12 protein-coding genes are annotated in these 12,853 nt (G+C 72.1%); all 12 read right to left on the bottom strand.

Annotated elements, in window-relative coordinates; genetic code table 11:
- Window positions 1–58 precede the first annotated feature (58 nt).
- Window positions 59–1,627 carry a glycosyltransferase gene (locus ACIA03_RS23130; RefSeq protein ID WP_396986891.1) on the bottom strand — a complete coding sequence of 523 codons (1,569 nt, stop codon included), beginning with the start codon at window positions 1,625–1,627 and terminating at the stop codon, window positions 59–61.
- Between the two features lie 187 nt (window positions 1,628–1,814).
- On the bottom strand, window positions 1,815–2,780 hold the full coding sequence (locus ACIA03_RS23125; protein ID WP_396986889.1) for a sugar phosphate isomerase/epimerase family protein: 966 nt from the start codon (window positions 2,778–2,780) through the stop codon (window positions 1,815–1,817).
- Between the two features lie 41 nt (window positions 2,781–2,821).
- A complete protein-coding gene (locus ACIA03_RS23120) occupies window positions 2,822–3,829 on the bottom strand; it encodes a sugar phosphate isomerase/epimerase family protein (protein WP_396986887.1) in 1,008 nt (335 codons plus the stop codon).
- Between the two features lie 39 nt (window positions 3,830–3,868).
- Window positions 3,869–5,227 carry an alkaline phosphatase family protein gene (locus tag ACIA03_RS23115; protein ID WP_396986885.1) on the bottom strand — a complete coding sequence of 453 codons (1,359 nt, stop codon included), beginning with the start codon at window positions 5,225–5,227 and terminating at the stop codon, window positions 3,869–3,871.
- Entirely contained in the window at window positions 5,224–6,408 is a 1,185-nt protein-coding gene (eboE, locus tag ACIA03_RS23110; protein ID WP_396986883.1) for a metabolite traffic protein EboE, read from the bottom strand. Before eboE ends, ACIA03_RS23115 begins: the two co-directional genes overlap by 4 nt.
- On the bottom strand, window positions 6,405–7,262 hold the full coding sequence (locus tag ACIA03_RS23105; protein WP_396986881.1) for a TatD family hydrolase: 858 nt from the start codon (window positions 7,260–7,262) through the stop codon (window positions 6,405–6,407). The genes eboE and ACIA03_RS23105 overlap by 4 nt, the downstream gene beginning before the upstream one ends.
- Window positions 7,262–7,861, bottom strand: coding sequence for an EboA domain-containing protein (locus ACIA03_RS23100; protein WP_396986879.1), 600 nt, complete (start codon window positions 7,859–7,861; stop codon window positions 7,262–7,264). Before ACIA03_RS23100 ends, ACIA03_RS23105 begins: the two co-directional genes overlap by 1 nt.
- Window positions 7,858–8,727, bottom strand: coding sequence for a sugar phosphate isomerase/epimerase family protein (locus ACIA03_RS23095; protein ID WP_396986877.1), 870 nt, complete (start codon window positions 8,725–8,727; stop codon window positions 7,858–7,860). Before ACIA03_RS23095 ends, ACIA03_RS23100 begins: the two co-directional genes overlap by 4 nt.
- Window positions 8,724–9,572 (bottom strand): SCO3242 family prenyltransferase, encoded by an 849-nt coding sequence (locus ACIA03_RS23090; protein WP_396986875.1) that lies wholly within the window; start codon window positions 9,570–9,572, stop codon window positions 8,724–8,726. Before ACIA03_RS23090 ends, ACIA03_RS23095 begins: the two co-directional genes overlap by 4 nt.
- Entirely contained in the window at window positions 9,569–10,732 is a 1,164-nt protein-coding gene (locus ACIA03_RS23085) for an inositol-3-phosphate synthase (RefSeq protein ID WP_396986873.1), read from the bottom strand. Before ACIA03_RS23085 ends, ACIA03_RS23090 begins: the two co-directional genes overlap by 4 nt.
- Window positions 10,732–11,550 carry a ThuA domain-containing protein gene (locus tag ACIA03_RS23080; RefSeq protein ID WP_396986871.1) on the bottom strand — a complete coding sequence of 273 codons (819 nt, stop codon included), beginning with the start codon at window positions 11,548–11,550 and terminating at the stop codon, window positions 10,732–10,734. Before ACIA03_RS23080 ends, ACIA03_RS23085 begins: the two co-directional genes overlap by 1 nt.
- Before the next feature lie 61 nt (window positions 11,551–11,611).
- Complete coding sequence (locus ACIA03_RS23075) at window positions 11,612–12,787, bottom strand: Gfo/Idh/MocA family protein (RefSeq protein ID WP_396986869.1); 1,176 nt, start codon at window positions 12,785–12,787, stop codon at window positions 11,612–11,614.
- Window positions 12,788–12,853: the final 66 nt, after the last annotated feature.

Below are 12,853 nucleotides of genomic sequence, written 5' to 3'. Positions count from 1 at the left end.
CCGAGCCCCGAGACAGATGCGCCGACTCGACGCCACTTTTTGGGACAGACGCGCCGGGTCAGCGGACTCCGTTGGAGTAGCCCTCACGTACGTACTGGTAGTTGCCCCAGCGGTTGTTGATGAAGTCCTTCTCCCAGTCGTGGACCGCGTTGTCGCGGCTGACCGACTCGAAGTGGAAGAGGACGACGTCGTGGAGCCAGACCAGGCGCAGGCCGAGTGAGCGACGGACCTTGAGGCACAGGTCGACGTCGTTGTAGTTGACCGGCAGGCGCTCGCTGAAACCGCCGGCGTCGAAGAAGACCTCGCGCCGCATCGCGACGCAGGCGCCGGTCAGCGCCGAGGTCTCCCGGTTGATGTGCAGCTCGCCGTGGTTGCCGCGCTCCTCGGGGCGGGCCCGGTAGTAGGCGTGGGTGATGGTGCCGCTGCCGTAGATCAGGCCGGCGTGCTGGATGCGGAGGTCCTCGAAGAGGAGCTTGGGGCCGGTCATCCCGACGTCGGGCTCGCGCAGCGGGGCGATCAGGTGCTCGATGACGCCGTCGGAGTAGGCCTCCATGTCGTCGTTGAGGAACACCAGGACGTCGCCGCGAGCGTGCGCGGCGCCGACGTTGCACTTGGCGCTGAAGCTGAACTTCTCGGTGAACTCGACCAGCTTGATGTCGGCGCCCTCGATCGCCCGCAGCGCCTCCAGCACCGGCGCCGGGGTCGGGGTGTCGTAGACGATCACGAACTCGACGTCTCGGTGCTTGGTCGAGGCGACCACGGAGCGGACGGTCTCGACGACCATCGCACGCTTCTCTCCCCACACGATCGCGCTGGTGCCGATGGTCGGGATGATCACGCTCACCGGGGTGTCCAGGTCGGGCTCGCGCTCGACACGGTAGAGGCCGGGCGAGACGCCGTGCGAGGCCCTCGCCCGGATGCCGAGCCGGTCCAGGTGGGCCTGCACCGCGCGTACGCCGGCGTCCCAGGCGTACGGCTTGGCCTGGTTGTCCGCGGCGGCCGAGCCCGGCACCTGGCGCCAGTGGTAGAGCGCGCCGGGGACGTGGACGATGCGCCGCGCCCGCTCGCTGACCCGCAGCACGAGGTCGTGGTCCTGGGAGCCGTCGAAGCCCTCCTGGAAGCCGCCGACCTCCTCCACGACGGAGCGCCGGAGGACCGAGAAGTGGGTGCAGTAGTTGTGGTGGCGCAGCCGCTCCGGGGACCAGTCGGGCTTGTAGTAGGCGTCGCGGAGCTCGCCCTCGTCGCTCATCAGGTCCTGGTCGCTGTAGGCGTAGTCGAGGTCGTCGAACCGGTCGTAGGCGCCGACCATCTTCTCCAGCGCGTTCGGCTCGAGCACGTCGTCGTGGTCGAGCAGCGCGATCAGCTCGCCGGTCGCCTCGGCCAGCGACGAGTTCGACGCGGCGACGATCCCACCGTTCTCGGGACGCTCGACGATGCGCACCCGCGGCTCCTTCGCGGCCAGCTCGCGCAACCGCGGCAGCACCCAGGGGGCCGGCGATCGGTCGTCGCTGAGGACCCACTCCCAGTCGTCGTAGGACTGTCCCAGGACCGACGCGATCGTGTCCTCGAAGGCATCGGCGGGCGGGTTGTAGACAGCGGTGATCAGCGATACCCGGGGCGATGGCATGGGCTCCAGCCTATGCCGCCCACGAGCGGTCCGGGGAGCCCGACACGGGCCGCCCGAAGGATCGGTCGAGGGCAGACCTCTCGACTTCTCGGAGGGTTCACCGAGTCTTCATCGACGATGTCGAAGGGGACGGCAGCCGCCCCGGAGGGAGGGTCGGGGGCGGCTGCCGCGTCAGGCGTGGCGTACGTCAGTAGCGCAGGCCACGCAGGTAGGAGTAGCCGACCTCCGCGGTGTGGAGCGGGCTGATCTCCGGGGTGTCGTTCTCGACGATGTACTCCTCGACCTCGTGGGCCGAGAAGACCTTCGCGAAGTCGATGAAGCCGGTGCCGAGGTCGACGTGGTCGCCGGTGGTGGGGTTGCGATCCTTGACGTGGTACTGCCGCACCCGCTGCGGCCCCGAGGTGATGGTGTCGATGGCGAAGTCCACGGCCTCGTCGTTGGACAGGCCTCGGTTCACCCCGCCGGTGACCGCCCAGTAGATGTCGACCTCGAGGTGAACCAGCCCCGGGTCCAGCTCGGTGGTGAGGATGTCCCACGGGGTCACGCCGCCGCCGAGATCGGTCGTGAACTCGTGGGCGTGGTTGTGGTAGCCGTAGGCGATCCCGTAGCGCTTCGCGGCCGCCGCCTCGACGTTCATCTGCTCCGCCCAGGTCTGCCAGTCCGAGAGCGAGCTGGAGGCGAGGTAGGGAACGACCAGGTAGCGCTGGCCGAGGGTCGCGGCGTTCTCCAGCTTGGTCTGCAGCGCGGCCTGGTCGGCGCTGATGCCGTCGTGGGAGGAGGAAGCCCGGATGCCCAGGTCGTCGTAGAAGGCGCGGAGCTCGGCCGCGGTCTTGCCGAAGTAGCCCAGCGCCTGCTCGACCCGCGGGTAGCCCATCTCGGCGATCTTCGTCATCGTCGCGTCGAAGCCCGGGTCGCCCCACAGCGCGTCGCGCAGCGTCCACAGCTGGATGCTGATCCGGCCCGGAGGCACCCGACAGCCGCCCCGAGCGGCCGTCACGGCCGCGCCGGCCGGGGAGAGCAGGCCCGGTGCCGCGGCCAGCACGGCACCGCCGGCGACGGCGCCCAGGGCACCCTTGAACATGGAGCGACGGCTCAGGCCGCGCTCCTCCAGCGAGCGGCGCAGCGCGCCCTCACCATCGAATCCGTAACACATGGCGGTTTCCTCTCGGGGTTGTCGAACTCTCGGGGGTCGAGTCAGTCGGTGGTGCTGAAGGCGGCGTCGAAGGCGGCCTCGGGGGCGTCGAAGGCGAGCCGGCGGACGAACTCGAGTGCCTCGGGGGCACCGACGAGGCGGTCCATGCCGGCGTCTTCCCACTCGATCGAGATGGGGCCGTCGTAGCCGATGGAGTTGAGCATCCGGAAGCACTGCTCCCACGGGACGTCACCGTGGCCGGTGGACACGAAGTCCCAGCCACGGCGCGGGTCGGCCCAGGCGAGGTGGGAGCCGAGCCGGGCGTTGCGGCCGTTGCCGGTCTGCATCTTCGTGTCCTTGCAGTCCACGTGGTAGATCCGGTCGCGGAAGTCCCACAGGAACCCGACCGGGTCAACCTGCTGCCACACCATGTGGCTGGGGTCCCAGTTGAGCCCGAACGCCTCCCGGTGGCCGATCGCCTCCAGCGTCGCCACGGTCGACCAGTAGTCGTAGGCGATCTCCGAGGGGTGCACCTCGTGGGCGAACCGCACCCCGCACTCGTCGAAGACGTCGAGGATCGGGTTCCACCGGTCGGCGAAGTCCTGGTAGCCGGCCTCGATCGTCTCCTGGGAGATGGGCGGGAACATCGCGACGTACTTCCAGATGGCGGAGCCGGTGAAGCCGACGACCGTCTTGACGCCGAGGTTCTTCGCCGCCCGGGCGGTCATCTTCATCTCCTCGGCGGCCCGCTGGCGTACGCCCTCGGGATCGCCGTCGCCCCAGATCCTGGCGGGCAGGATGTCCTGGTGGCGCTGGTCGATCGGGTCGTCGCAGACCGCCTGTCCCTTGAGGTGGTTGGAGATCGTGAACACCTTCAGGTTGTGCTTGGCCAGCAGGTCCAGCTTCGCCTGGACGTACGTCTCGTCCTCGGCGGCCTGCCAGACGTCGAGGTGGTCGCCCCAGCAGGCGATCTCCAGGCCGTCGTATCCCCACTCGGAGGCGAGGCGGCACACCTCCTCGAACGGCAGGTCGGCCCACTGGCCGGTGAAGAGCGTGATCGGTCGGGTCATGGTTGTCCTTCCACGTTGGATCAGAGGGGTCAGAGCACGTCAGAGCAGGGAGGCGAGCAGGTCGCGGACCTCGGTGGCCTCGAACCGGTCGCGCTTGGCGGCGGCGTCGGAGCAGACGAGGACGGGGCCGTGGTCGGGGTCGTCCGGCAGCCGGCCGTGGCTGCCGGAGACCGGGGCGGGATCGAGCGGCACCACGCTCATGGCGTAGCGCAGCCCGGCCGTCTTGCGGGCCAGCGTGGTGGCGGCGCGCAGCTTGACCCAGCGGTCCTCGGGGTCGAGGAACAGCTCGGCGGGGTCGTAGCCGGGCTTCCTGTGGATCTCGACGCCGCGGGCGAAGTCGGGCGCGTTCGCGTCGTCGAGCCAGTAGTAGTAGGTGAACCAGGCATCCGGCTCGGCCACCACGACGAGCTCGCCGGCGCGCTCGTGGTCGAGTCCGTACGCCGCCTGGCCGGTGCGGTCGAGCACCTCGGCGACCCCGTCGAGCCCCTGCAGGAGGTCACGGACGCGCTCCAGGTCGGCGGGGTCCTTGATGTAGACGTGGGCGATCTGGTGGTCGGCGACCGCGAAGGCCCGCGAGGTCCACGGGTCGAGCAGCTCGCCGGTGGCGTTGTGATGAACGTGCAGGAGACCCTCGCGGCGCAGCAGCCGGTTGACGTCGACCGGGCGGGAGGCGCGGGTGATGCCGTACTCGCTGAGCAGCACGACGCGTACGCCGGCGGCCTCGGCGTCGTCGAGCAGCGGCGCCAGGGTGGCGTCGACGTCGCGGGCCGCCTGGACCGCCTGCGGGCTGTCGGGGCCGAACCGCTGCAGGTCGTAGTCGAGATGCGGGACGTAGACGAGGGTGAGGTCGTGGTCGGGCATGACCTTGCGGGCGGCCGCGACGATCCAGGCCGAGCTCTTGATCGACGCGGTCGGCCCCCAGTAGGTGAACAGCGGGAACGGCCCCAGCTCCGCGGTGAGGGTGTCGTGCAGCTCGGGCGGCCAGGTCCAGCAGTCCGGCGACTTCTTGCCGTCGGCGTGGTAAGCCGGGCGCGGGGTGACCGTGGTGTCGACGTCGGCACCCATGGCGTACCACCAGCAGATGTTGGCGACCAACGCGTTGGGACGGCGCCGGCGGACGACGTCCCAGAGCTTCTCCCCCTGCACCAGCGCGTTGTGCTGGCGCCACAGGAGCACCTCGCCGAGGTCGCGGAAGTACCAGCCGTTGCCGACGATGCCGTGGTCGCGCGGCAGCGCGCCGGTCAGGAAGGTGGACTGGACCGAGCAGGTGACCGCGGGCAGCACGGTGCCGAGCTCGGCAGTGAACCCCGACTCCCCCACCTGCCGCACCCGCGGCATGTGCCGGAGCAGCTCGGGGGTCATCCCGACCACGTCGATGACCAGCAGCTTGTCACTCATGCCGATGCCTCCTGCAGCTGTTCCAGACCGGCCTCGAGCAGCCGGTCCCGTGTCCAGGCCAGCTCGGCCGCGATGCCCGCGACCAGACCGGCGCCCCCATCCGGGCGGACCCGCTCGGGCAGGACCCCCCAGGTGTAGGTCTCCACCTCGAGGTGGTCGGTGTGCGCCACCGGGCCGCCGAGGAGCGCGTCGAGGGTGCCGGCCAGGTGGTCGCGGGTGCTGCGCAGCGGCGGCGCCGGATCGGCGTGGAGAGGTACGTGGAAGTGCACCCGCCAGGGATGCTCGGCCGGCAGCGGACGATGACCGGCGAGCGCCTCGGGCAGGTCGTCACGGCTGTCCACCCGTGCTCCGCGCGGCTCGCGGGTCTGGTGGAGGAAGCGGTCCTCGGCGTAGGAGGCCAGGGCCTCCCGGGTCGCCGGGTCGCTCGGGTCGTCGGCGTGCAGGGCGGCGGAGACCTGGACCTTGACCACCGGTAGGTTCGCCACCTGCAGCCGGTCGAGCGCCTCGGTCGCATCCTCGAACTGGGTGGCGAGATGGCAGGTGTCGACGCAGATGCCGAGATACTCAGGGGCGAGCCCGGCGAGCCGGGTCACCGCGTCCCGGGTCGTCTCCACGACGCAGCCGGGCTCCGGCTCGAACCCGACCCGCACCGGCCGGCCGTGCTCGGTCTCGATCGCGGCCAGCCCGTCGGCGAGCTCGCCGATCAGCTCCCGGGCCGCTCGGTCGCGGTCGGTGAACCACGGGGTGCGCCAGCCCAGCGGAAGCGTCGAGATGCTGCCGCGGGAGGCATTGTCGGGCAGCAGCGCCGCCAGCACCCGGGCACAGGCGAGGGTGTAATCGAGCCGGCGCCGGGTCGACCAGTCCGGGGAGTAGACGTCGCGCTTCACGACCGGGGCATGGAAGCCGGCGTAGGGGAAGGCGTTGAGGGTGACGACCTCCAGGCCGTGGCGGTCCAGGCCGGCGCGCAGGCGGTCCAGCGTGGCCGGGTCGCCGGCCAGCTCGTGGGCCGTCGCCGCCGGGAGCCAGAGCCCGAGACCGAGGCGGGAGACCCCGAGCCGGGACCGCACCTCACTGGCGTAGCGCCGGAGCTGGTCGAGGATGCCGTCGACATCCTCGGCCGGGTGCACGTTGCTGCAGTAGCCGAGGTGGACGACCGTGCCGTCGCGATGGCGGAACCTCATGCCCGCTCACCCCGCAGCAGCGAGTTGCCGGCGAAGGTGGCGCCCTGGTCAGCCTCGGGTACGTCGAGCAGCAGCCGTCCGCTCTGGCCGAAGAACTCCACCGGGTTGCGCCACAGCACCCGGTCGACGTCGTCCTCGGTGAAGCCGGCGGCGAGCATCGCCTCGCCGGTCGCCCGGGTACGCAGCGGGTCGCTCCGACCCCAGTCGGCGGCGGAGTTGACCAGCACCCGGTCGAGACCGCGGCGCTCGAGGATCGCGACCATCCGGTCGGGGTCCATCTTGGTGTCCGGATAGATCGAGAAGCCCATCCAAGCCCCCGCCTGGTCGACGACGTCGACGGTCACCTCGTTGAGGTGGTCGACGAGGACCATCCCGGGCTCCATCCCGGCCGCCTCGACCAGGTCGAGGGTGCGGCGGGTCCCGGCCAGCTTGTCGCGGTGGGGCGTGTGCACGAGCGCGGGCAGCGCGAACTCCCGGGCCAGGTCCAGCTGCCTGCTGAACGCCTTCTCCTCGTCCTCCGTCATCGAGTCGAAGCCCACCTCGCCGACCGCGACCACCCCGTCCTTGGCGAGGTAGCGCGGCAGCAGGTCGAGGACCGGCGTGCAGCGCGGGTCGTTGGCCTCCTTCGGGTTGAGCGCGATCGTGCAGTGGTGGGCGATGCCGAACTGCGAGGCCCGGAACCGCTCCCAGCCGACCAGCGCGTCGAAGTAGTCGATGAACGAGTCGACGCTCGTCCGCGGCTGGCCGAGCCAGAACGCCGGCTCCACCAGGGCCTGGACGCCGGCGGCCGCCATCGCCTCGTAGTCGTCGGTCGTACGTGAGCTCATGTGGATGTGCGGGTCGAAGATGCGCATCAGGACTCCCGAGTCGTGGGTGTGGGGACGGGAAGGAAGGGCAGGGCGTCGGCGGGCACCTCGCGGCCGGCGGCGCGCCGCTCGGCGGCGTAGTCGGCGACCATCCGGCGCAGCTCGTCGTCGGCCCGCACCTCGAGGCCGGCGACAAGACGGAGAGGCACCCCGACGAAGAGGCACTTGAGGACGGCCTGGCGCCACGCGGCGTCCTCGAGACGAGCGGCGTACGTCCCCAGAGCAGCGGCCACCAGTCGCGGGTCGTTGGTGCGCAGCGCGTCGTGGAGCAGGTCGACCGCGCGGTCACCGATCGCATCCGCGAGGTGTCCGAGGCCGAGCAGGACCGCACGCCGCTCGTCGGCGTCGCCGAAGCGGTAGAGGTCGCGCACCTCGGTGCTCAGCCCGTCGGCGTCGTCCGCGAGGCCGCGGCCGAGCGCGCTCAGCAGCCGAACCCGTACGTCGTCCTCGACCCGGTCCTCACCAGGTGCCGGCGAGGTGCCCGGTGTGCGGCCGATCTCCCTGGCCGCGGCCGGGAAGCGGGTCCGGATCCGGGTCGGGTCGGCCTCGATCTCGGCACACCACCCTGCAAGAAGGGTCTCGTTCATGCCCGCACCTCCTCGTCGTCGGGAAGGGCAGCGAGGGTCTCGCGCAGGAACGCGAGCGAGCGCTCGGCGACGGCCGGGGCCGCATGGGACTGCCGGGGCAGCTCGAGCGCGGCGAGACCGGTGTAGCCGATCTCGACGAGGGTGCCGAGCGCGGCGGCGAAGTCCACCTCGCCGGTGCCGAGCTCGAGGTGCTCGTGGACGCCCTCGACCATGTCGTCGACCTGCACGTTGGCCAGCAGCGGACCGGCCAGTCGGATGGTCTCGGCCATCCCGCGCGGCTCGTTGCAGACCACGTGACCGAGGTCGAGGGTGACCCGGAGCAGCTCGGGATCGTCGAGGCGGCGCCGCAGCTCGAGCACGGCATCGAGGGTGTCGACGAAGTGCCCGGGCTCGGGCTCGACGGCACACACGACCCCGCGCCGCTGCGCGAGGTCGAGGATCCGCCACACGCCGTCGCACAGGCGCCCCCAGGCCCGCTCCTCGGCGACCCCGTCCGGCAGCGCGCCCGACCAGAACGAGACCGCCTCGGCACCGAGGTCGGCGGCGACCTCGACCGCACGGTGCAGGTAGTCCACCCGGCGGCCCGCGTCGGGGCCGGGGTGAAGCAGGGTCGGGTGGTGCTTGCGGAGCGGGTCGAGGATGTAGCGCGCGCCGGTCTCGATCACCACGGACATGCCGAGCTCGTCCAGCCGGTCGCCGATCCGCGCCACGCGGCCGGCGAGGTTCGGCCGGTAGGGGTCCAGATGGAGGTGGTCGAGGGTCAGCGCGACCCCGTCATAGCCCAGGTCGGCCAGGACGGTCAGGGCGTCCTCGAGCCGGTGGCTGTGCATGCCGTTGGTGCCGTAGCCGAACCGCAGCGCGCTCATGTCGGTGACACCACCCTCGAGGCGGCCCGGGCGATCGGGCCGGCGGCCAGCAGCCCGACCGCGGCCAAGGGCGAGCGGCGGGCGACGAGCGCGGCCTGCAGCGGGATCATGCCGCGGATCCCGGCACCGGTGGCCCGGCGGACCGTGCCGGCATCCGGCGAGGAGACCGCGGCCAGCTGGGCGGAGCCGACACTGCCTGCGTACGTCGCGGCGAGGGCGACGGGAAGCGCCGTCCGCCCGTGGCCGGCCGCCGCCAGACCGGTCGCGACCGTGACCCCGCCGGCGAGGCTCGCGGTGAGCGGCCGGGTGCCGTGGACCTCGCCCCGGCTGAGCATCGTGACCCCGGCGGTGTGTGCGGCCAGCAGGCCGGCGGGCACCAGCCCGGCCCGCGTACGCCCGCCCGCGCTCGCCCCGAGCAGCACGTCGAGACCTCGGGCCGCCGCCATCGCCACCGGACCAACGGGCGTGTCCTTGAGGACGGTGTCGTAGGCCCACACCGCCCCGGCCAGGGCCACTGCCGTCACCGCGGCGGGACGGCCTCCGGCGAGCGCGGCCAGCCCGACACCGGCCGCGGTCAGACCGACGGCCGCCCCGAGCGCCTGCCGAGCGGTGACCCGGCCCGACGGGATCGGCCGCTCGGGCCGCTCGACGGCGTCGAGGTCCCGGTCGGCCCAGTCGTTGAGCGCCATCCCGGCCCAGTAGAGCGCCACCGAGGCGGCCGGCATCGCGAGCGACCGGGCGCGCAGCGGACCGGCCGCGGCCGCCCCGGCCAGGGTGTCGCCCGGCACGGTGAGGGCCGCGGGCAGCCGGACCAGCTCGGCGAAGGCGCGGGCTCGAGAGGTCATCGGTCCACCCGACCGACCCGGCCGCACCAGGCGACCAGCTCCTCCCACTGGGTGCCGAGCCGGTGCTCGGTGGAGCCGGCCGGGTCCTTGAAGAAGAACCCGAACGGAAGCGGACCGGACTCCCCCACCTCGACGGCGCGCAGGGTGAGCCGCGCCAGGTCGAGCACCAGCGGCGCGGCCAGTGCCGAGTCGCAGCCGCTCCAGGTGAACTGCAGCGACATCCGCACCCCGAGGAACCCCTCGAAGGAGACGTGGTCGATGGCCGTCTTCCAGTCGCCGTGGTCGGGCACGTAGTCGATGTGCATCGGCCCCTCGACCGGGTGACCGAGCATCGCCTCGAGCCCCTGGGCCTTGGTGACGAGCTTGCTCTGCGCGTTGGCGGGGTCGGCGAGGGTGGCGCCGTCACCGCCGCCGAGCATGTTGTATGAGGCCCAGGCGTTGACCTGCAGCGCCCGCGTCGAGAACATCGGCGCCAGCGCGGACTTCAGCAGCGTCTCCCCGGTCTTCCCGTCCGAGCCCGCCCACGGCAGCCCGGCCCGATCGGCGAGCGTGACGAGCACCGGCAGCCTCGGCCCTGGGCTGGGCGTGAACGAGACCACCGGGCAGCCTGCCCGATAGGCCGCCAGGACGTAGACCGAGCTGGCCGGCAGCGGCGACTCCCCCGCGGCCAGCGCGTGCTCCAGGGCGTCGGGGTCGGCGAGCGGCCCACCGTCGGTGACCTCGACAGGTGGCTCGGTGCTCGCCACGTCCACCACGACCACCCGCTCGAGCCCGTGCTCCTCGCGGAAGGCCACCAGATCGGCGGCCAGCCGCTCGACCGCAGCACCCTGCGGCTCGGCGCCCGCCGGGTCATAGCCCGTACGCAGCCGCCCCTCGACCTCCTCCAGCTCGCTCGCGATCGCCGGCAGGATCCCGGCGGGGACGACCCCGCCCGCGGCGAGCCGCTCGGCCCGCTTGGCCAGCGGCTCGGCGCACAGGTCGTGTCCGCCGATCACCAGGTCGTCGAGCGCGGGCAGTCCGGCCGCGGCGATCTCGGGCTGCTCGGACACCAGCCCGACCCGTCCGGCGAGCCCGGCCCGTACGACCAGGGCGCCGACCGTCGTCGTGACCCCCACCGAGCCGCAGGCACCGACCAGCCAGACGCCGACTCTCCCGCTCATCAGCCCGCCTCGCAGCGGAACGGAGCGACCCCGGCGACCATCTCGATGCCCCCGAGCACGTGGGAGAGGAACGCGGGCTCGGTGAACGACTCCGAGGTGTGGCCCATGCCGGTGTAGAAGGCGCGGCCGCCGTCGTAGCGGTGGCACCAGGCGATCGGGTGCGGGTCGCCCATGGCGAACCGGCCCGGGTCGTAGCTGCCCTCGTCGAGGCCGGCGAGGACCCGGATAGAGTCGGCCGGACGGTCGCGGAAGCTGTACCACTCGTCCCAGCGCGTCCACCGCTTCGGCAGCTCGGCGGTCGCCGCGGTGTTGTGCGCGTGCACCTTCACCGTCGCGGTCTGCTGGGCGGGGTGACCGGCGAAGTAGGCGCCGACGAGGCCGCCGTACCAGGGCCAGTCGTACTCGGTGTCGGAGGCCGCGTGGACCCCCACGTAGCCGCCACCGCCCTCGATGTAGCGCTCGAAGGCCGCCTGCTGCCCCGCGTCCAGCACGTCACCGGTCGTGGAGAGCCACAGCACCGCCTCGTACGCCGCCAGGTCGGTGTCGTTGAACACCGCCGCGTCCTCGGTCGCGGTCACGGTGAAGCCGTTCTCGGCTCCCAGCCGCTCGATCGCCGCGATGCCGTCGGGGATGGACCCGTGCCGGAACCCGGCGGTCTTGGAGAAGACCAGGACGTCGTACGTCCCCACCCCCTCGCTCCCGCCGACGCCGTCGGCGCTCGCGGCCGGTGCCGGTGACAGGCCCGGGGCCAGTCCCGCGACTGCCACCAGGGCAGCGCCCGCGATCAGGGTTCTGATCCGTCTCGATCCGTACAACATGTTGGTGTCCCTTCGAGCTGAGTGGAGGAGTTTCAGGGGCGAGGGCGACGGCGGGGTCGGGTCAGGTGGGGATCTCCTGCCACGACCTGGTGTCGGAGCTGGTCTCGACGGCGGCGAGCACGCGCTGCACCTGGAGGCCGTCGGCGAACGTCGGGGTCGGCTCGGTGCCCTCACCGAGCGCCCGGACGAGGTCGACGACCTGGTGGGTGAAGCCGTGCTCGTAGCCGAGGCCGTGGCCAGGGGGCCACCAAGCGGCCATCCACGGGTGCTCGGGCTCCGTGACGACGATCCGGCGGAAGCCGCCCTCGGCATCCGGGATGGTCGCGTCGTGGAAGTGCAGGACGTTCATGTCCTCGAAGTCGAAAGCCAGGCTGCCCTTCGACCCGTTGATCTCGATCCGGATCGCGTTCTTGCGGCCGGTGGCGAAGCGGGTGGCCTCGAAGGAACCGACAGCTCCCCCCGCGAACCGGGCCATGAAGACCGCGGCGTCGTCGACGGTGACCGGACCGCGTCCGGCTCCCGCGGAAGCGGACAGCCCCGAGGAGGCCGAGGCCACCGGGCGCTCCTTGACGAACGTCTCCAGCATCCCGGAGACCTCCAGGATGCGGTCGCCGGTGATGTGCTGGGTCAGGTCGATGACGTGGGCCCCGATGTCGCCGAGCGCACCCGAGCCGGCCTTGGCCTTGTCGAGACGCCAGCTCAGCGGCGTCTCGGGGTCGGCCAGCCAGTCCTGGAGATACTGCGCGCGCACATGGTGGAGCTCACCGAGCCGACCGTCGGCGACCAGCTTCCGGGCCAGCGCGATCGCTGGCACCCGGCGGTAGGTGAACCCCACCATCGCCCGCACCCCACGCTCGGCGGCCACCGCGGCGGCCGCGGCCATCCGCTCCGCCTCGGCCACGCTGTTGGCCAGCGGCTTCTCGCACAGCACGTGCTTGCCGGCCTCGAGCGCGGCGATCGCGATCTCCGCGTGGGTGTCGCCGGGCGTGCACACGTCGACCAGGTCGACGTCGTCGCGGGCGATCACGTCTCGCCAGTCGGTGACGCTCTCCTCCCAGCCGAACCGGTCGGCGGCCTCGGCCACGCGGGTCGCGTCACGGCCGCAGAGGACCTGCATCCGCGGGGTCAGGGGAAGGTCGAAGAAGCGGTGGGCACTTCGCCAGGCGTGGGAGTGGACGGCGCCCATGAAGGCGTAGCCGATCATCCCCACCCCGAGCGTGGCGTTCTGCTCGGTCATCGGAACTCGATCCTGTGTCTCGGTGGTGCCGCTCCGTGCCCGAGCACGGAGCGACCTTGCAGTCGG

It is taken from the genome of Nocardioides sp. NPDC051685 (genome assembly GCF_044453405.1).
Lineage (GTDB): Bacteria > Actinomycetota > Actinomycetes > Propionibacteriales > Nocardioidaceae > Nocardioides.
The sequence above is the reverse complement of the archived record's forward strand: the minus strand, read 5'-3'. Positions and strand labels throughout refer to the sequence as shown.

Coding starts and splice junctions, on each gene's coding strand:
- ACIA03_RS23115 (WP_396986885.1), bottom strand. CDS start 5,227: ATGAGTGACAAGCTGCTGGTCATCGACGTGGTCGGGATGACCCCCGAG.
- ACIA03_RS23100 (WP_396986879.1), bottom strand. CDS start 7,861: ATGAACGAGACCCTTCTTGCAGGGTGGTGTGCCGAGATCGAGGCCGAC.
- ACIA03_RS23080 (WP_396986871.1), bottom strand. CDS start 11,550: ATGTTGTACGGATCGAGACGGATCAGAACCCTGATCGCGGGCGCTGCC.
- ACIA03_RS23130 (WP_396986891.1), bottom strand. CDS start 1,627: ATGCCATCGCCCCGGGTATCGCTGATCACCGCTGTCTACAACCCGCCC.
- ACIA03_RS23075 (WP_396986869.1), bottom strand. CDS start 12,787: ATGACCGAGCAGAACGCCACGCTCGGGGTGGGGATGATCGGCTACGCC.
- ACIA03_RS23105 (WP_396986881.1), bottom strand. CDS start 7,262: ATGCGCATCTTCGACCCGCACATCCACATGAGCTCACGTACGACCGAC.
- eboE (WP_396986883.1), bottom strand. CDS start 6,408: ATGAGGTTCCGCCATCGCGACGGCACGGTCGTCCACCTCGGCTACTGC.
- ACIA03_RS23090 (WP_396986875.1), bottom strand. CDS start 9,572: ATGACCTCTCGAGCCCGCGCCTTCGCCGAGCTGGTCCGGCTGCCCGCG.
- ACIA03_RS23120 (WP_396986887.1), bottom strand. CDS start 3,829: ATGACCCGACCGATCACGCTCTTCACCGGCCAGTGGGCCGACCTGCCG.
- ACIA03_RS23095 (WP_396986877.1), bottom strand. CDS start 8,727: ATGAGCGCGCTGCGGTTCGGCTACGGCACCAACGGCATGCACAGCCAC.
- ACIA03_RS23125 (WP_396986889.1), bottom strand. CDS start 2,780: ATGTGTTACGGATTCGATGGTGAGGGCGCGCTGCGCCGCTCGCTGGAG.
- ACIA03_RS23085 (WP_396986873.1), bottom strand. CDS start 10,732: ATGAGCGGGAGAGTCGGCGTCTGGCTGGTCGGTGCCTGCGGCTCGGTG.